17 protein-coding genes are annotated in these 18247 nt (G+C 72.2%); 3 read left to right on the top strand and 14 right to left on the bottom strand.

What is annotated here, in order from left to right; genetic code table 11:
* Positions 1-62 precede the first annotated feature (62 nt).
* The 4 genes from ACIBLC_RS02685 to ACIBLC_RS02670 form a co-directional block, all read right to left on the bottom strand.
* Entirely contained in the window at positions 63-719 is a 657-nt protein-coding gene (locus tag ACIBLC_RS02685) for a hypothetical protein (protein ID WP_399208787.1), read from the bottom strand.
* 464 nt (positions 720-1183) lie between these two features.
* Positions 1184-1975 carry an RNA polymerase sigma factor SigF gene (locus ACIBLC_RS02680; protein WP_399208786.1) on the bottom strand — a complete coding sequence of 264 codons (792 nt, stop codon included), beginning with the start codon at positions 1973-1975 and terminating at the stop codon, positions 1184-1186.
* 219 nt (positions 1976-2194) lie between these two features.
* Positions 2195-2428 carry a DUF6158 family protein gene (locus ACIBLC_RS02675; RefSeq protein WP_399208785.1) on the bottom strand — a complete coding sequence of 78 codons (234 nt, stop codon included), beginning with the start codon at positions 2426-2428 and terminating at the stop codon, positions 2195-2197.
* A gap of 177 nt (positions 2429-2605) precedes the next feature.
* Positions 2606-4225: an ATP-binding cassette domain-containing protein gene (locus ACIBLC_RS02670; RefSeq protein ID WP_399208784.1), complete on the bottom strand. Its 1620-nt coding sequence runs from the start codon at positions 4223-4225 to the stop codon at positions 2606-2608.
* Positions 4226-4430: 205 nt separating this feature from the next.
* On the opposite strand from ACIBLC_RS02670, the gene ACIBLC_RS02665 reads away from it, so the two are divergent.
* Together ACIBLC_RS02665 and ACIBLC_RS02660 are read left to right on the top strand one after the other, a co-directional pair.
* Positions 4431-5924, top strand: a complete 1494-nt coding sequence (locus ACIBLC_RS02665) for a bifunctional phosphatase PAP2/diacylglycerol kinase family protein (protein ID WP_399208782.1) — start codon at positions 4431-4433, stop codon at positions 5922-5924.
* A gap of 121 nt (positions 5925-6045) precedes the next feature.
* Entirely contained in the window at positions 6046-6867 is an 822-nt protein-coding gene (locus ACIBLC_RS02660) for a class I SAM-dependent methyltransferase (protein ID WP_399208781.1), read from the top strand.
* Here the strand turns inward: ACIBLC_RS02660 and ACIBLC_RS02655 are convergent.
* Together ACIBLC_RS02655 and ACIBLC_RS02650 are read right to left on the bottom strand one after the other, a co-directional pair.
* Complete coding sequence (locus tag ACIBLC_RS02655) at positions 6864-7058, bottom strand: hypothetical protein (RefSeq protein ID WP_399209290.1); 195 nt, start codon at positions 7056-7058, stop codon at positions 6864-6866. The genes ACIBLC_RS02660 and ACIBLC_RS02655 overlap by 4 nt on opposite strands.
* A complete protein-coding gene (locus ACIBLC_RS02650; RefSeq protein ID WP_399208780.1) occupies positions 7055-8602 on the bottom strand; it encodes an NAD(P)/FAD-dependent oxidoreductase in 1548 nt (515 codons plus the stop codon). Before ACIBLC_RS02650 ends, ACIBLC_RS02655 begins: the two co-directional genes overlap by 4 nt.
* A gap of 207 nt (positions 8603-8809) precedes the next feature.
* Between ACIBLC_RS02650 and ACIBLC_RS02645 the strand changes: the two genes are divergently transcribed.
* The gene (locus ACIBLC_RS02645) at positions 8810-9163 is read left to right on the top strand and encodes a VOC family protein (RefSeq protein ID WP_399208779.1); all 354 of its coding nucleotides are present in this window, start codon (positions 8810-8812) and stop codon (positions 9161-9163) included.
* 155 nt (positions 9164-9318) lie between these two features.
* Here the strand turns inward: ACIBLC_RS02645 and ACIBLC_RS02640 are convergent, their stop codons facing one another.
* From ACIBLC_RS02640 to ACIBLC_RS02605, 8 genes are all read right to left on the bottom strand, one after another.
* The gene (locus ACIBLC_RS02640; protein WP_399208778.1) at positions 9319-10215 is read right to left on the bottom strand and encodes an arginase family protein; all 897 of its coding nucleotides are present in this window, start codon (positions 10213-10215) and stop codon (positions 9319-9321) included.
* A 33-nt stretch (positions 10216-10248) separates the two neighbouring features.
* A complete protein-coding gene (locus ACIBLC_RS02635) occupies positions 10249-10818 on the bottom strand; it encodes a GNAT family N-acetyltransferase (RefSeq protein WP_399208776.1) in 570 nt (189 codons plus the stop codon).
* 32 nt (positions 10819-10850) lie between these two features.
* Positions 10851-11099 (bottom strand): DUF1049 domain-containing protein, encoded by a 249-nt coding sequence (locus ACIBLC_RS02630; protein WP_399208775.1) that lies wholly within the window; start codon positions 11097-11099, stop codon positions 10851-10853.
* Positions 11100-11157: 58 nt separating this feature from the next.
* Positions 11158-12960 carry a CocE/NonD family hydrolase gene (locus tag ACIBLC_RS02625; protein WP_399209265.1) on the bottom strand — a complete coding sequence of 601 codons (1803 nt, stop codon included), beginning with the start codon at positions 12958-12960 and terminating at the stop codon, positions 11158-11160.
* A gap of 180 nt (positions 12961-13140) precedes the next feature.
* Positions 13141-14067, bottom strand: a complete 927-nt coding sequence (locus ACIBLC_RS02620; RefSeq protein WP_399208774.1) for an LD-carboxypeptidase — start codon at positions 14065-14067, stop codon at positions 13141-13143.
* On the bottom strand, positions 14064-16025 hold the full coding sequence (locus tag ACIBLC_RS02615; protein WP_399208773.1) for a prolyl oligopeptidase family serine peptidase: 1962 nt from the start codon (positions 16023-16025) through the stop codon (positions 14064-14066). The genes ACIBLC_RS02620 and ACIBLC_RS02615 overlap by 4 nt, the downstream gene beginning before the upstream one ends.
* Before the next feature lie 29 nt (positions 16026-16054).
* Complete coding sequence (locus tag ACIBLC_RS02610; protein ID WP_399208772.1) at positions 16055-17359, bottom strand: M20/M25/M40 family metallo-hydrolase; 1305 nt, start codon at positions 17357-17359, stop codon at positions 16055-16057.
* On the bottom strand, positions 17352-18185 hold the full coding sequence (locus ACIBLC_RS02605; RefSeq protein ID WP_399208771.1) for a M55 family metallopeptidase: 834 nt from the start codon (positions 18183-18185) through the stop codon (positions 17352-17354). The genes ACIBLC_RS02610 and ACIBLC_RS02605 overlap by 8 nt, the downstream gene beginning before the upstream one ends.
* Positions 18186-18247: the final 62 nt, after the last annotated feature.

Genomic DNA, 18247 nt, shown 5'->3' with positions numbered 1-18247 from the left:
TGTTCGCGCCCTAGGCCTCTCCGTACCCACGTTTCACCGGACCCATGGGCGTCCTGGAGGTGTCAGCGATCGGCCGAGGCGTCCCTGGTCCGCAGGCGGTACACGGCCGCTCCCAGCGCGCCGGTGATCAGGGCGCCGCCGGCGATCAGGGCCGGGAGGGAGTCGGTGAAGGCGCCGCCCTCGCCCGCGTGGACGCCGCGCTGGACCGGGGCGGGGCGCTCCAGCTCCGCCGTGCCGCGGCGCTCCAGCTCCGCCGTGTCGCGGGCGGGGGCGTCGCCACGGGCCACGGTGTACGAGGCGGCCCACTGTTTCTCGCGTCCGCCGGGTGCCACGGGGCACGCGCCGTCGACGTCCCACTCGGACTCGGGGCCCACCACGTCGCCGTCTCCGACCGAGTTCTCGCCGTGCTCGCCCCCGCCGCCGCCAGGCGGGATGCGGGCCGTACCGCTGTACGCCGCGCCCGCCAGGGTCTCGTCGTTGGCCGCGATCCGGCGCAGCTGGACCTTGCCGTCCTCGAAACCCTGCGAGGTGGCCTCGATGAAGTCGGGCGGAGCGCCGCCGATCGCGTCGCAGGTGACGGAGACGGTGACGCTGCCGCCGGGCTCCACGGAGCCAGGGGAGACCTCCGCGGCCGGGTCCGCGAACGCGGCCGAGGCGGCGGCGCCCAGAGCGGCACCGGCCAGGGCGGTGGCGGACAGGACACGGGCGGTACGGCGCATGAGCTGGGCTCCTTCGGCGGGGCGCTGGAGGAGGCACGGCCGTCGTGCCCCCGGATCCCATCACAGCCCGCCTGGGCGGTGGGCGCCCGCCGCCGGGCACCATTCGCGCTACCCGCACCGCCGGGCGGGTGACGGTGCGAGGTCCCCGGTGGCCTCGGCCGGACGGCGAGGGCGATGTCCCGCCGCAGGCCTGTTCGACCACGGGCCGGGAGCGCGGGGCCGCGCCGAACTGGTCGGACTCGGTGAGCACGGCACGGCAGGAGCGCTCGCGGACCGGGCAGCTCGCGGCGAGGTCGCCGAGTGCGCGGGCGAGGCCGTACGGGACGTACACGAGGGTCGGGACGTACTCCAGGGCGCCGGGCCGGAAGCCGTAGAGGCTGAGGGTGACGGTCGGCCCGGAGCGGCGGAGGGATGGTGGCGCTGGAGCGCGCGCCCCTCGGACCGGCGCGCCCTGAGGAGCGTGCCTAGACGGCGTCGCGCATGACCTGGTCACGCAGGCGTTCGCAGCAGCGGCTGATCAGCCGGGAGACGTGCATCTGGGAGATGCCGAGCTCCTCGGCGATGCTGCTCTGGGTCCTGTCGTCGAAGAACCGCATGTAGAGGATGGCGCGCTCGCGCTCGGGGAGGGCTCGCAGCCGGAGCTTGACCGCCTCGCGGTCGATGACGGTGTCCAGGGCCGGGTCGGCCGAGCCGAGGGCGTCGCTGAGCGAGTAGCCGTCCTCGCTGCCCGGCAGTTCGGCGTCCAGGGAGAGCGCGGTGAAGCTCTCCAGTGCCTCCAGGCCGGCCCGCACGTCCTCCTCGCTCAGCTGGGCGCGCTCGGCGATCTCGGCGACGGTGGGCCTGCGGCCCGTGACGGTCGACAGGTCCTGGCTCGCGAACCGTACGCGGTTGCGCAGATCCTGGACGCGGCGCGGCACGTGCAGGGTCCACATGTGGTCGCGGAAGTGCCTCTTGATCTCGCCGGTGATGGTCGGCACGGCGTAGCTCTCGAAGGCGTTGCCGAGTTCGGGGTCGTACCGGTCGACCGCCTTGACCAGGCCGAGGGCAGCGACCTGGCGCAGGTCCTCGGAGCTCTCGCCACGGTTGCGGAACCGTCCCGCGAGCCGTTCGGCCATCGGCAGCCAGGCTTCGACGATCTCGGCGCGGAGCGCGTCACGCTGCCGCCCCTCAGGGAGCGCGGCGAGTTCGCGGAACGACCCCGCGGTGTCCGGGGCGTCGTCGTGGGGATGGTGCTTGGCGCTCGCTCGAGTTCGCATGATGCGTCGTAACTCCCTCACAGGTGCCTGATGGGACAGTCACCGTGGGAGCGCATCCGGATGACGGACGGGCACACCCGGGGCGCGTGACACACCGCTCCCACGGACGTGCCTCCAGTCCGAAGCACTGTGATTCCGCCTGCCCCGACTCGGGCGGGCCAAACACGCGGGGTTCAGCCGGTCAGCGCGGAGGCGGTCCGGCCGGGTCGCGCCGCGGGGTCATTCCCCGGCGGGGCCCCGCTCGCGGGCTCCCTCGCGGGTCCGCCCGGCGGCGACGGGGCGGCGCGGGTGGCGGCGGAGGTACTCGCCCTCCAGCCGCGCCATGCGGTCGTTGTGGGTCCGCAGCGCGTCGTTCGAACCGTGCAGCAGTGTGTCGTGGCGGGTGCGGTGGATGGTCTCCAGCTCTTTCATCAGCTGCTGGTCGTCCAGAGCGCCCGGGTCGACTCCGGTCATGGTGACACCCCGCTCGTCGTGGCCTTCGGCACGGTCCTCGGACCCGCCCGGCGAACCTGTCCCGACCGGCGTCCGGGGCGGCAGGGGTCCCGCCGTCCCCCTCCACTCTACGAACTTCGGGGGCGCGGGTCCTCCGGGACGGCACCCGGAATCCAGGCGTGGACGGGGCTCCGGGTGCTACCGCGCCCGTTCCACGCGCCGCTCGTCCCAGACCGGCTCCTGCGTCTCCCGCACCCGGCCGTCGGAGCCGAAGACCAGGTAGCGGTCGAAGGACTTGGCGAACCAGCGGTCGTGGGTGACCGCGAGGACCGTCCCCTCGTACGCCTCCAGACCCTCCTGGAGGGCCTCCGCGGAGTCCAGGTCGAGGTTGTCGGTCGGCTCGTCGAGGAGCAGGGCGGTGGAGCCCGCCAGCTCGAGCAGGAGGATCTGGAAACGGGCCTGCTGGCCGCCGGAGAGCTTCTCGAACCGCTGCTCGGCCTGCGCGGTCAGCTCGTAGCGGCGGAGCCGGGACATGGCGGCGCCGCGGTCCTGGGCGTGCTCGGTCCACAGGATGTCGAGCAGTGTGCGCCCCTCCAGCTCCGGGTGGGCGTGCGTCTGCGCGAAGTGCCCCGCCACCACGCGGGCGCCGAGCTTCCACTCCCCGGTGTGCGCGACGGTGTCACCGGCGAGCAGCCGCAGGAAGTGCGACTTCCCCGAGCCGTTGGAGCCGAGGACGGCGACCCGCTCCCCGTAGAACACCTCCAGATCGAAGGGGTTCATCAGGCCGGTGAGCTCAAGTCCCTTGCAGGTGATGGCCCTTACTCCGGTACGGCCGCCGTGCAGCCGCATCCTGATGTCCTGCTCGCGCGGCGGCTCGGGAGGCGGCCCGGCCTCCTCGAACTTCCGCAGCCGGGTCTGCGCCGCCTGATAGCGGGACGCCAACTCATGGCTGATGGAGGCCGCCTGACGCAGGTTCAGCACCAGCTTCTTCAACTGGGCGTGCTTCTCGTCCCAGCGCCTGCGCAGTTCCTCGAAGCGGGCGAACCGCTCCCGCCGCGCCTCGTGGTACGTCGAGAAACCGCCGCCGTGCACCCAGGCGTCCGCTCCGGCGGGGCCGGGCTCGACACTGACGATCTTCTCCGCGGCGCGGGCCAGCAGTTCACGGTCGTGCGAGACGAAGAGGACGGTCTTACGGGTCTCCTTGAGCCGCTCCTCCAGCCAGCGCTTCCCGGGAACGTCGAGGTAGTTGTCCGGCTCGTCCAGGAGCAGCACCTCGTCGGTGCCGCGCAGCAGGGCCTCGAGCACGAGCCGCTTCTGCTCACCGCCGGAGAGCGTCCGCACCTGCCGCCACTGCGCCTTCTCGTACGGGATACCGAGCGCGGCCGTGGTGCACATGTCCCACAGGGTCTCCGACTCGTATCCGCGCACCTCGGCCCAGTCGGACAGCGCCTGCGCGTACCGGAGCTGCGCGGCCTCGTCGTCGACGGTCATCATCGCGTGCTCGGCCGCGTCCACGGCCTTGGCGGCCTGCTGGATCCTCGGCGGCGCCACGGAGACGAGCAGGTCCCGTACGGTCGTCTCGTCCCGGACGGATCCCACGAACTGGCGCATCACCCCGAGCCCGCCCCCCACGGTGACGGTCCCGCCGTGTGGTTTCAGCTCCCCCGAGATCAGCCGCAGCAGTGTCGTCTTCCCGGCGCCGTTGGGCCCCACCAGGGCGACGACCGACCCCTCCCCCACCCGAAACGACACATCGCCGAGCAGCGCCCTCCCGTCGGGAAGGTAGTACTCAAGGTGTGCGGCTTCGAGGTGTCCCATGGGGAGGCATTCTCCGGGGGTGGGGGGCGACGGGCAAACGGGTATCAGGCAGGCCATGCTATTTGTTCGGCAGGCCACGGTATTCCGGCCCTCGGGGTCGAACCCGGACGGGCGGAACGGGGACGGGGCGGGGCGGCCGGGCAGGCCCACGGGACAGGCTCGGGCGGCGAGGGCGAAAAACAGATCCCTGGGTACATGAACCTCCATGAACCCGATCCCAGACGTGGACCTCACGCTTCGCCCTCCGGGCCCCCGCATCCTCCGGGACCGGCTTCTCGACTCGGACTACCACCTGTTCGAGGCGATCGCGACCCGGCACTGGCCGGGTGCCGACCACGTCCTGCCGAGGCTGACCCGCACCGCGAACCACGGCGTGCTGTGGTTCGCCACGGCCGCGGCCATCGCGGCGGCCCGCACCCCCAGGTCCCGTGCCGCCGCCGCCCGCGGCCTCGCCTCGCTGGCCCTCGCGTCGGTCACCATCAACACCGTCGGCAAGCGCTCGGTGCGCCGCCCCCGGCCCGCCCTGGACCCCGTCCCGGTGATCAGGCAGCTGAAGCGCCAGCCGATCACCACCTCGTTCCCGTCGGGCCATGCCGCCTCCGCCGCGGCCTTCGCGACGGGTGTGGCCCTGGAGTCCCCCGGCTGGGGCGTGGCCGTGGCCCCGCTCGCCACCGCGGTCGTCGTGTCCCGCGTCTACACCGGCGTTCACTTCCCGAGCGATGTCCTCGCGGGCGCGGTCCTGGGCGCGGGCGCCGCGTATGCCGTACGGGCCATGGCGCCGACGCGCGATCAGCGGCTCCGGCCGGACTGCCCCGACGCGGAGGCGCCCGCGCTGCCCGAGGGCGAGGGCCTGGTCGTGGTGGCGAACAAGGGCGCGGGAACCGCCGGCCGGATACGCGCCCTGCATGACGTCCTGCCGCTCGCGGAGACCGTGGAGTGCGAACCGGCCGACGTCGAGGCCGAGTTGGAGAAGGCGGCGACCTACGCCCGGGTGCTCGGCGTGTGCGGCGGCGACGGCACCGTGAACACCGCCGCCCGGATCGCCCTGCGCCACGGCCTCCCGCTCGCCGTCCTGCCGGGCGGCACCCACAACCACTTCGCCCACGACCTCGGCGTGGAGGGCCCGCGCGACCTGAGCCGGGCCGTCCAGCGGGGCGAGGCCGCGCGGGTGGACGTGGGGCGGTTCTCCTCGGGCAGCACGGAGGGCGTCTTCCTCAACACCTGCGGCCTGGGCGTCTATCCGGAACTGGTGAAGGAGCGGGAGCGCTGGTCCGGACGGATCGGCGGCTGGCCGGCCGGGGTGCTCGGCGCTCTGCGCGTCCTGCGCGCGGACGCCCGCCCGCTTCACGCCGAGGTGGGCGGCGGCTCCCACCCGCTGTGGCTGCTGTTCGCCGGAAACGGGACCTATTACCGGACGGGCCTCGCCCCCGCCCGGCGCTTCGACCTCTCGGACGGCCTCCTGGACGTTCGGGTCGTGCACGGCGGGCGCCGCCCCGCCGTACGGCTGCTGGCCGCCGCCCTCGCGGGTCCGCTGACGCGCTCCCCCGCCCACGCCGCCGTACGCGTGCGCCGACTGCGGGTGGACGGCGTCGCACCCGGCACGCTCCTCGCGTACGACGGTGAAGTCACTGAGGTGGCGGGTGAGGTGACGCTCCAGAAGATCCCCGAGGCGCTGACTGTGTACCGCCCGCTCCCCTGAGAAAGGTCATCGAGCAGGGCACTCACGGCCTCTGTCCATATTGCAAGACGCAGATCTCACCATTCGACATGGGCGCGTACGGTGATGCGTATCCGCCGAGGAGACGAGAAGGGCACCCGTCATGTCGAAGTCGCAGGAGACCGCCGTCTACACGCACGGCCACCACGAGTCCGTGCTGCGCTCGCACGTCTGGCGCACCGCCGCCAACTCGGCGGCGTACCTCCTCGACTCGCTGAAGCCCCACATGAAGATCCTGGACATCGGCTGCGGGCCGGGGACGATCACCGCCGACCTGGCCGAGCTCGTCCCCGACGGGCAGGTGACCGCCGTCGACCACGCGCCGGGAATCCTGGACCAGGCCCGCGCCACGGCCGCCGAACGCGGCCTGGGGAACATCGAGTTCGCGGTCGCGGACGTACACGCGCTGGACTATCCGGACGACACGTTCTGCGTGGTCCACGCCCACCAGGTGCTCCAGCACGTGGGCGACCCGGTCCAGGCGCTGCGCGAGATGCACCGGGTGACCAGGCCGGGCGGGTTCATCGCGGTCCGCGACGGGGACTACGAGGCGATGAGCTGGTATCCCGAGGTGCCGGGCATGGCCGACTGGCAGGACCTGTATCTGCGTGTCGCCCGCGCCAACGGCGGCGAACCGGCCGCCGGACGCCGTCTCAAATCCTGGGCACTGGCGGCCGGCATCCGGGATGTCACGGCCACGTCGAGCACCTGGACCTTCGCCACCGAGGACGAGCGCGAGTGGTGGGGCGGCCTGTGGGCGGACCGCACGCTGGCCTCGGCGTACGCGGACCGCGCCACGGAAGGCGGTCACGCGACCGTGGAGGAGCTGCGGGCCGTGTCGGCCGGCTGGCGGGAGTGGGCGCGGCGGGAGGACGGCTGGTTCTCCGTCCCGCACGGAGAAATCCTCTGCCGCAAGGGTGCCTAGATCGCCCGAATCGGGAAACTCGCGGGGACCAGAAGGTCGAAGTCACAGCGCAGATGGTCGGCCGGCAGGACCACCATCAGTTCCGCGGCGGACATCGAGGACGTGAGGTGCCCGGAGCCCGCGGCGTCGGAGGCGCGGACGCTGTCGACCGGCAACCGCTCTGCGCGGTCGGCGAGTTGGCCGGTGTTCATGATGTTTCATCCCGGCGGTCGCTTTCGGGCTCCTTGGGGCTTTCGGCGGGCTCGTCCGGCCAGTCGGAGGGTTTCGCGGACGCGCCGGCGGGCTTTGCCGGCGTACCGACGGGCCTTGTGGGCGTGCGGGTGGGCCTTGTGGGCGTGCGGGTGGGTTTCGCGGACGCCGCGGCGGGCTTCGCGGAAGTGTCGGCGTGGGCGTGGTTGTCGGCGGGGTGGGCGTCGGCGGACCTCCCGCGCGCACCCCCCACCCGCGCCAGCTCCGGCGACGCGGTCTCCAGCGGCACCGACCACGAGCGGACCAGGCCCAACTGCACGGCCTGGCGCGGCAGTACGGCGTCCAGAGCCCAGTCGGCCGCGACGCGCAGCCGGTTTCCGGGTATCGCGCCGAGGTGGTAGCCCCGGGTGACGGCTCCGGCGATCGGGCCGGACAGCGGGATGCCCAGCGGGTTGGCGGCGGCCTTCACCCCGCCGAGGTCGACGGTGAAGCCCCGGTCACGGTGCCGGTAGGCATGCCGTTCGCCGATGCCGATCGAGGCGGCGACGTTGCGCCCGGCGGCCTTACCCTGTCGCCAGGCGTGCTGCGCCGTCATCGGCGTGTACTCCCCCGGCTTATCCAGGTCCGGTACCGCCGCCGCGTCTCCGCAGGCGAACACCTCGGACTGGCCGGGCACTTGGAGATACGGGTCGACGAGCAGCCGCCCGTGCTCAAGGGGCCGTTCCAGCCCTTCGACCAGCGGATCGGGCCGTACGCCGACACACCACACCAGCGTCCGGGTGTCGACGAACTCCCCGTCGCTGAGCCGCACTCCGGTCTCGGTCGCCTCCTGGACGGAGGTCTTCATGCGCACGTCGACGCCTCGCTGCCGCAGCACGCGGTCGGCGGTGACGGAGAGCCCCTCATCCAGTCCGGGCAGAACGCGCGAGGCGGTGTCGAGCAGCAGCCAGCGGGGCCGCACGTCCTCGGGCAGCGGCTGCTTGCGTACCAGTGCGTCGGTGAACAGCTGTCCCTGCGCGGCGACTTCGGTGCCGGTGTAGCCGGCGCCGGCCACCACGAAGGTGCATCGCGCGGCACTGCTCTCGGGGTCGTCGGACGCGGCGGCGAGTTCCACCTGCCGGGTCACGTGATCACGTAGGTACAGCGCTTCGGGCAGACCCCGGAAACCGTGCGCGTACTCGGCGATCCCGGGCACGGGCAGCAGTTTGTTGACGCTGCCGACGGCGAGCACGAGCCGGTCGTACGGCAGCGCGCCCGTGTCGCCCTCGGGGTCCGTGTAGTGCACGGCGCGCGCTTCGAGGTCGACACGGTCGGCCTCTCCGAGCACGAGCCGGACGTGCGGCAGGGTGCCGGCCAGCGAGACGGTGACGCGGCGTGGCTCCAGGATTCCGGCGGCGACCTGGGGCAGCAGGGGCAGATACAGAAAGTAGTCGGTCGCGTTGAGCAGGGTGATGTCGGCCTTGTGCCGGGCCAGCCGGGCCAGGGTGCGGGCCGTCCGATACCCGGCGAATCCGGCACCGACGATCACAATGCGGGGTCGACTCACAGTTCGCCTCCGGCGGTGTCGCTCGTACGGGACCTTCCGCGTCCCCCTGGTCAGAGCACCCAAACGCACGGGCGCCAGGCGTTTCACCCGTATCCAGGGTTCACCCGGTCACCGGTCCGGGGCGAGCCGGGAAAGACCGACGGCACGCCGCCCCGGATCCCGCCGAAGGGATCTCGTCCCCGGCCTGCCCCAACTAGGCTTCGCGGTATGGAGATTCTGGGAGCCACGCTGCGTATCTGCGTCGACGACCTGGAGGCTTCGGTCCCGTTCTACGAGAGACTCGCGGGCGGACAGGCCCTGCGTTTCGAGCGCGGCGGTGTCTCGGTCGCTGCGGTCGGCTGTTTCCTCCTCATGAGCGGACCCCCGGCCGAACTGGACGTCCTCCGCAAGGTCGCCGCCACCATCGCCGTCAAGGACGTCGACGAGGCCTACCGCGTCCTCAGTGACTCGGGCGCCCACGTCCTGGCGGGCCCGGTGGCGACCCCTGTCGGCCGCAACCTGATCGCGATGCATCCCGACGGAGCGGTGTACGAGTACGTGGACCGCCGGGCCGGGGAGTAACACGCCCCCTCCGCACCCGCTTCGCGCTGACGCGCTCGCCCTCGAACGCCGGACGGGCTAAGAAATAGCCCATCCGGCGTTTGAGGAGCGGGGTCTGGGGCGGAGCCCCAGGAACAAGGGACGGGCAGGGGGCGGAGGGAGCGATAAACCCAACCTCACGCCTCCCCGAACGCCCCCACCACAAGATCGGCGAGCAGCGCCCCCGCCACCCCCTCCGGGTCCAGATCGGGATCGTAGATGGTGACGTTGAGCCCGACGCAGCGCGGCGACCGCACCAACGGACGCAGCAGCGCGAGGAGTTCGTCAGGAAGGAGCCCGTCGGGGTCGGGACTGTCCACGGCGGGCATCACGGACGGGTCGAGACAGTCGGCGTCGAGGTGCACCCAGAAGCCGTCCAGGTGCGGAAGCTCCAGCGTCTGCACGACGGCCCGGGCGATCGCGTCCGCACCCCACTCCCGCAGCTCGCCCACAGTGGCCGTCGGGATCTTCAGGGCCGCGAGCTCGTCCCGGTCGGTGTCGTAGTCCCGGATGCCGAAGAGCCGTACGTCCTCGTCCCTGAGGTAGGGCTTCAGACCTTCCAGGTCCGTGAGGTCGTCCTGCCCGCGGCCGGTCGCGAGGGCGAGTTCCTCGCCGCCCGCCGCCCCGATCCGGTCCGAGTTCCCGGGATGCCGGAAGTCGGCCGAGCCGTCGACGGCGGCGAGTCCGAACCGTCCGATGCGGCGCAGCGCGAGCGAGGCGCCTAGCTGGATGGAGCAGTCGCCGCCGAGGACGACCGGCAGGTCACCGGCACGGACATGGTGCTCGATCCGGTCGGCGAGCCTGCGGGTGTAGGAGGCGATGGCTACGGCGTTGAAGACCCCGTCGCCCTCCTGCCACTCGCCCCGGTCGTAGCGCGGCGGTACGACGACCCCGCCCTCCAGCGCACCGAGCCGCCGCACGATCCCCTGCTCGCGCAGGGCGCCGGCGAGCTTGTAGCAGCCGGGGACGGTGCCGGGCGCGGGCGGGCGCAGCCCGAGGTTGGAGGGGGCGTCCAGAACGACGAGGTTGCGCATGGCGGACATCCTCGCCGACGGAGCCCGCCGGCGTCAGCGGGACCGGATCATCTCCACGGTGATCGCCCACCGCTCGTGGTCCCGCCAGGCCCCGTCCATGTAGATGAAGTCCGGCGAGAAGCCCTCGTGCCGGAACCCGCACCGCCGGGCGAGTGCGATCGAGGCCGCGTTGCCGGGCTGCACGTTGATTTCGAGCCGGTGCAGCCGCATCGTGCCGAAGGCGTGCCGGACCACGAGCCCGAGCCCCTCGCCCATCAGTCCCCGGCCGGCCGCGTGGGCGAAGGCGCCGTAGCCCAGCGCCCCGGAGAGGAAGCCGCCCTCGACGATGTTGTTGATGTTGATGAACCCGGCGATCGCCCCTCCGGCGCCCTCACCGCTCCGGGAGAGTTCGCACACCAGGAACCCGGCCTTCGTCGGATCCTCGATCAGCCGCCTCGCGTAAGCGGCGTAGGTGTCGGCGCTGACGGGCGGGAACAGCCACGGCTGGTGCAGATCCTTGCTCTCCCGGGCCCGGGCGGTGAACTCCGCGGCGTCCTCGTAGGTGTAGGGCCGGATGCCCACACGAGGACCTGAAGCGAGGTGGCCGGGGGCGTTCTCAGGCATCCGGCCAGCCTACGCGAACGTGTGTCCGCCCCTCATCGTCTCCGCCCCATGAAGTACGCCCCGCACAGCGCGCCGATGACCGCGGTGCCGAGCAGCGCCATCCACAGGGGCATGGTCACCTCCGGGATCAGCAGCCTGATCCTGGTGCTCCGGGTGTTCTCGAAGATGAAGATCAGAGCGAGCAGGGCCAGCGCGACCACGCTGACCCTGGTGGGCGTCACCAGTCCGCCACCACTCTTGCCGCCACCCACACCGGCGTTTTCGGAGGTCTTCGGGCTCATGCGCTCAGCATGGGTCTCGAGGCGGTGCCACGCGCGGCGGGAGGTTCCTCCGGGTGACTCAGTCCCCGGCCACCGGCAGCTCCAGGACCCCGGTCCTCCCCGGCGCACTCGTGATCGTCACCGGTTTCACCCCCCGGTTCCCGAAGTACGCGTCGTCGCTGGCCGCGACGACGAACTGAAGCCGGTGTCCCGCTTCGTACCGGTGCACGATCCCCGGCAGCGAGACGGTGAAGCTCCTGGTCACGTCGGGCACCCGCACCGGCGCCACCAGCCGGTGCACCAGCGTCTTCGTGCCGTCGGGTGCCACGTCGTACAGCTTGGCGAAGAGGACCAGCTTGTCGGCGGCGTCGCCGGAGTTCTGCACCAGCTCGGTCTTCGGCGAGACCACCTTCAGGGTGGCCCTGGGCGCGCCGACGACATCGACGGAACGGGTCAGGGGCGCGCTCGTCCACCCGAGGTAGGTCCCCTCGGTGTCGTACGGAGCCGGATCGGGCAGCCCGGCCATCCCGGCGAGGGAGTTCTCGGAGTGGCTGGTGGGCAGCGGCCCGTTGGTGTACTCCCGGCTGCCGCGAACGACCTTCCTGCGGTTGTCGACGAGCTTGCCGTCGCCGGAGAGGTAGAGCCTCTGGCTGAGCGCGGGCACCCGCGGGGCGGTGGCGTAGGTGCCGTTCGGGTCGGTGATCCAGTCTCGGTAGTACGCGAAGGAGGGGCCCGTGTCGACGCCCTTGCGGTGCCGGAGGTAGCGGTCGAACCAGGCGAGGATCCGTTTGCCGACGTAGCTCGACTCCAAGTTGCCCTGGACCAGGTTGAGTTCACCGCTCGCCGGGTCGGTGCGGCCGCCGCTGTGCCCCCAGGACTGCCAGATCATCTTGGTCGTCGTGCCCTGCGATCTGAGGGTCTTGTACGTCGCTGTCGCCTCGTTGAGGTTGAAGAGGCTGTCCGCCTGTCCCTGGACCAGGAGGGTGGGTGCCTTCACCTTCCTGAGGTAGGAGACGGGCGAGACGCTGCGCGAGTAGTGGAGCAGCGGGCCGGTCTTCGCGGCCGGGTAGGTCCCAGAGTTCAGCGTCCGGATCGTGTCGCAGGCGTCGCTCACGAAGTGCAGGCAGGTGGCGGAGCCGACGTGGGAGGGGTCGAGGTTCGCCGGGGTGAGCGGCTGGCCCTCGCCGATCAGGTAGAAGCCGTTGGTCCACTGCCACTTGAAGGCGCCGGGTACGGTGCGGGCGCCGGCGGCGTTGTTCGGGTCCAGCGAGTACGACAGGTCGTTCCAGGTGATCATCGGGACGAGTGCGTCGACGCGGTGGTCCACGGCGGCCGCGGCCAGTTGGACGGCGCCCCCGTACGAGCCGCCGATCATGCCGACCCGGGGGTCGCCCCTGCCGTCGCGGGTGACGAAGTCGGCCTCCGTTCCGTCGTCGGCGGCGCGGGTGCCGCCCAGGAAGTCGACGAGGCGCGAGGCGGCCACGCCGTCGATCCGCGGGTCGTCGAGGGAGATCAGGCAGCCCGAGCGGCCGAAGCCCAGCCCCGAGTAGACGAGCCCGACGTATCCGCGGGCCGCGAACGCCTTGCCGACGGCGTCCGTCGAACCGTCCGACTTGCTCCCGCCGAAGCCGTTCGTGGCGAGTACGGCGGGCGCGGTGTGCCGGCGGTCCACGCCCGCGGGCCGGTACAGGTCGGCGTCGATCGTGCAGGTGCGGCCACCGGCCTGGACGGTGAACTTCAGGGCGGTGACGGTGTACTGACCGGTGGCCGCGGCGACGGGCGCGGTGAACGCGAGCGGCGCCGTGAGCGCGGCACCGAGGGCCAGGGCCAGCGGGACACGGGATCCGGACACACGAGAACGACGGGACACGAAGACCTCCACACTGAGGACAACCCGACTTGGCACGCGGGTGAGCACGGCTCGGCCGAGCACCACTCGGCCGGGCACGACTCGACGGGCGCGGCCGCTACTTACCGACCGGTAATCATGCTGTGACAGCCGTCGGTCCGGGTCAATCACCGTGCCAGGTGTTTCTCGACGGCGATTCGAGTGACCGCGCCGTCAGACGAGCGCGGGTTCGTCCAGCGTCAACGTCCCCGCGTCGGCGTCGAGTTCGGCCATGACGCCGAAGGGGATGGTGAGTGCTCCCTCGCAGTGCCCGAAGCCGAAGTCCTCCACGACGGGCACGCCGAGCCCGCCGAGCCGGTCGGCGAACACGGCACGCAGCCCCTCGTACGGCCCGCAGTGCTTCCATGAGCCGAGCGCGATCCCGGCGACCGAGTCGAGCCAGCCGGCCCGCAGGAGCTGGGTGAGGATGCGGTCCAGCCGGTACGCCTCCTCGCCGATGTCCTCGATCATCAGCAGTCCGCCGGCCGCGCCGGACCGCGCCCGCGGCGCGCCCAGTTCGGCGGCCAGCAGGCTCACACAGCCGCCGAGTGTCACTCCGCGGGCCCGGCCGGGGACCAGCACGGCGCGTCCGGCGGACTCGATGGTCCGCACGGTCTCCGGCTCGAAGAGGGTGGCCCGCAGATGCTCCTGCGCCCGCGCGTTCTTGAGGAAGTCGAGGGCGGACGCCATCGGCCCGTGCAGGGTGACGAGCCCCAGGCGGGCCGCGAACGCCTCGTGCAGGGCGGTGATGTCGCTGAAGCCGAGGAGCAGCTTGGGGCCCGCGGCCCGCAGCGCGTCCCAGTCGAGCAGGTCGATCATCCGCTGCGACCCGTATCCGCCGCGGGCGCAGAACACCGCGGCCGTGTCCGGGTCGCACCAGGCGGCCTGGAAGTCGGCGGCCCGGTCGGCGTCGTTGCCCGCGAGGTAGGGGAACTCGGGGTGCCGGTCCAGGACATGGGGTGCCACGACGGGGTCCAGGTCCCAGCCGCGGAGGATGTCGAGCCCGGTCTGGAGCCGCTCCTCGACCACGGGTCCGCTGGGCGCGACGACGGCGACGCGGGCGCCCGGGACGAGTCGGGCGGGGCGGGTCAACGGCTTCACTTGGCGAGCTCCAATGTCGGGATACCGGGCGGATTCAGCCCCAGCACCTGTGCGTACAGCGAGAGTTCGGACTCCAGGGCCCGCACCATCGTCTCGGCCCGCCGGAAGCCGTGCCCCTCGCCCTCGAAGGCGATGTAGGCATGCGGAACCCGCTGCCCCTCCCCCTCCAGCCTGGCGAGGAACCGCTCGCACTGCGCGGGCGGGCAGATCACGTCGTCGAGGCCCTGGAGCAGCAGGAAGGGCGCGCTGATCCGGTCGGCGTGCTCGGACGGCGACCGTTGCGCGTATCTGGCGGGCACCTCGGCGAGCGGCCCGATCAGGGTCTCCAGGTACTGCGACTCGAAGTCGTGGGTCTCCCCCGAGCCCCATTCGGCGAGGTCGAGGATCGGGTAGAGGATCGTGCCGCAGGCGTACACGTCGGTGCTCGTCAGGGACGCGGCGGTCGTCCAGCCGCCCGCGCTCCCCCCGCGGACGGCGAGCCGCCGCCGGTCGGCGGTGCCCTCGTCCGCCAGTGCGAGCGCGACGGCCGCGCAGTCCTCGACGTCGACGACACCCCACTGTTCGCGCAGCCGGTTGCGGTACTCCCGCCCGTGCCCCGTGGACCCGCCGTAGTTGACCTCGGCGACGCCGATGCCGCGTGAGGTGAAGTAGGCGATCTCCAGGTCGAGCACGAGGGGCGCCCGGCTGGTGGGGCCGCCGTGCGCGTGGACGACGTACGGCGGCAGCTCGTCGTCGGGCGCGACGTGGCCGGGTTGGTGCGGCGGGTAGATGTGCGCGTGGATCTCGCGCCCGTCGGGTCCGGTGAAGGTGCGGATCAGGGGTTCCGGGTAGTACGCGGGATCCACCGGGTCGTCGTGCGCGGCGCCGGTCACCCGGGCGCGTCCGGTGCGGGCGTCCAGTTCGACGACCTCGTACGCGCTGCGCGGGCTGGCGCCGATGCCCAGGACGCGGCTGCCGTGCGCGGCGAGCGTCGGGGCGAACTCGGTCCAGGGGCCCGCCGCGTCGACGACCTCACCGGTCTCCGGGTCCAGGATGCCGAGCGCGGTGGCGCCCCGGCCGTGGACGACGGCGATCAGTCCGTCCTCCAGCGGCGTGAACCAGCGGTGGCCGATCCGCCACAGGGGCCCGCCGAACTCCTCCTCACGCGGGCACACCGGCACACCGTCCCGGTACAGGTTCCACCAGCCGGTGCGGTCACCGGCGTACAACAGGGCGCCGTCGTGGGCCCAGTCGGCCTGCGCGATCGACTCGTCAGGCCCGCCGGCGACTGTGCGGGCCTCCCCGAAGGTGCCGTCGTCGGCCACCTCGGCGACGATCAGTTCCGTCCCGTCCCAGGGCATCCGGGGATGGTCCCAGGCGAGATAGGCGACGCGCCGGCCGTCGGGCGAGAGCCGGGGCCCGGTGACGAACCGGTGGCGTCCGTCGCTGAGTTCACGCACGGCGCCCCGGTCCCGCGCCGCCGAACCGTCCAGCGGTACGGCGGCCACGACCCGCCGCACATCCGTCGGTCCGTCCCCGGTGAACTCCTCCAGTACGCACCACACTTCGCCCCGCTCGGCACACAACCGCGGGTCCACCCAGCGCAGTCCACCACCGACGGGCGACACGGGGGTCAACGGCCGCGGCTCCTCGCCGACTTGGTACAGGTACAGCCGTTGGTCGGCGAAGTCGACGAACACCACCAGCGGTCCTTCGGGGCGCATCTCGCCGGCCCAGGCCTGTCCGCCGTACTCGATGACGCGGCTGCGCACGTTCCACGGTGCGGGCAGCACCGACTCCTCCGTGCCGTCGGCCCTCCGCCGCACGAGCGTGCGCCGCCCGCCTTCGGTGGGCCGGGGTTCGGTCCACCACGTCTCGTCGCCGACGAATCCGACGGACTCGGGATGTCCGTCGTGCGCGGCGGCGAGCGCCGCGTCGATGGGCGAGGGCCACGATCCGTACGCCAGGGTCTGCACCATGTCCCCCACTCTCCCCATTTCCCGGAGTCCTAGGCCGTTCGGAGGAAGCGGTCGAGTACGCGGACGCCGAAGTGGAGTGCCTCGACGGGCACGCGCTCGTCGACGCCGTGGAAAAGGGCCTGGTAGTCGAACTCCTTAGGGAGCTTCAGCGGCGAGAAGCCGTAGCCGGTGATGCCGAGCCGCGAGAACTGCTTGGCGTCCGTGCCGCCGGACATGCAGTACGGCACCACATGCCCCTCGGGAGCGAACTCCTCGACGGCGGCCCGCATTCTCGCGTACGTCGCCGACTCCAGCGGCGCCTGGAGCGCCACCTCGCGATGCTGGAACTCCCACTCCACGTCCGGTCCGGTGAGCCGGTCGAGGGTCGAGCGGAACTCGTCCTCGGCGCCGTAGAGGTATCTGCCGTCGACGTACGCGACGGCCTCCCCCGGAATCACGTTGATCTTGTAACCGGCGCTCAGCATCGTCGGGTTGGCGCTGTTGCGCACGGTCGCCTCGACCAGCGTGGCGGCGGGACCCAGCTTGGTGAGCAGGCCGTCGACATCCTCGAAGTCGGGGTCGATGCCGTATACGGCGGCGAGTTCGGTGAGAGCCGCGCGCACGGTCGGAGTGAGCAGCAGGGGCCACTCGTGCGCCCCGATCCGCGCGACGGCCTCGGCCAGCCGCGTCACCGCGTTGCTGCGGTTGACCTTGGAACCGTGCCCCGCCCGGCCGCGCGCGGTGAGCTTGAGCCATGCGGTGCCGCGCTCGCCCGCCGCGACGGGATAGAGCTCGCGCCCGGCGCCGTCGTGGAAGGTGAACGCCCCGGACTCGCTGACGCCCTCGGTGCACCCCTCGAAAAGGCCCGGATGAACGTCGGCGAGAAAGCCGGAGCCGTCCTCGGCGCTCGCCTCCTCGTCGGCGGTGAACGCGATCACGAGGTCGCGCCTGGGCCGTACGCCCGTCCGCGCCCAGTCCCGCACGACCGCCAGGATCATCGCGTCCATGTTCTTCATGTCGACGGCGCCGCGCCCCCACACCACCCCGTCACGGACCTCCCCGGAGAACGGGTGCACGCTCCAGTCCTCGGCCTGCGCGGGCACCACGTCCAGGTGACCGTGCAGGAGCAGCGCGTCGGCCGAGGGGTCGGTGCCCTCGATGCGGGCGACGACGTTCGTACGTCCCCTGGTGCGCTCCAGGAGGACGGGCTCCAGGCCCGCCTCGGCCAGCCGGGCGGCGGCGTACTCCGCGGCCGGGCGCTCCTGGCAGTCCCCGCCACCCCGGTTGGTGGTGTCGATGCGGATGAGGTCCGAGGTGAACCGTACGACCTCATCCAGTGCCGACGCGTCAGCCATACTGCTCCTCCACCGCGGCCGACACGATCGTCGTGACCGCCTTGAACGTGCGAATTCCCTCGTACATGGTGCCGCTGGTGTACGCCACCTTCCGCTCCCCGACCCGCTCGACGCCCGGCACCACCGTCGCCGCCATCGACAGGTGCTCGGCGTCGAACTCCAGCGCAACGGTGAACGGGCCGCCCACGAGCGGCTCCTGACGGACCGCCAGGGGCGCCGCCTCCCTCGCCGCCGCGCGGATGTCGGCGGCGGTCCTGGCCGGTGTACGGCACACCGCCGCGTACCGCGACACATGGTCCTTGACGGCGACCTTCAACGCCTCGGGCGCGTAGCCGATGGCGTCCTCGCAGGCCAGGTCGTCCCCGGTGACGAGCACGACCGGCACGCCGTACTCGGCGACCACGTGGGAGTTGAGCAGCCCCTCGCTGGCCCGTACGTCGTTCACCCACACCCCGGTGACGGAGTTCGCCAGGTAGGTGTGCGCGAGGACGCCCTCCATGCCGGCGCCCGCGTGATAGCCGACGAAGGCGACACCGTCCACGTCACCGTGCTGCACGCCCTCCACCATGGACAGCGACTTGTGCCGCCCGGTGAGCATCTCCGCCCGCTCGTCCAACTGCTCGAGCAGCAGGTTCCGCATGGTCCAGTGGGCCTCGTTGATCAGCACCTGGTCGGCGCCCCCGTCGAAGAACCCGAGCACGGCGGCGTTCACGTCCGAGGTGAACATCGAACGACACCGCTCCCACTGCGGCGTCCCGGGCAGCACGTCCGCCGGCCAGGTCACCCCGGTGGCGCCTTCCATGTCGGCGCTGATGAGGATCTTCATGCCGCGTCACGTTACGCGCCGCGAAGGCGACGGGCCAAGAACCTCCGTGCGGGCCGCTCAAG

Origin of the sequence: Streptomyces sp. NPDC050535 (assembly GCF_044457665.1) — a bacterium.
Taxonomy (GTDB): domain Bacteria; phylum Actinomycetota; class Actinomycetes; order Streptomycetales; family Streptomycetaceae; genus Streptomyces.
The sequence above is the reverse complement of the archived record's forward strand: the minus strand, read 5'-3'. Positions and strand labels throughout refer to the sequence as shown.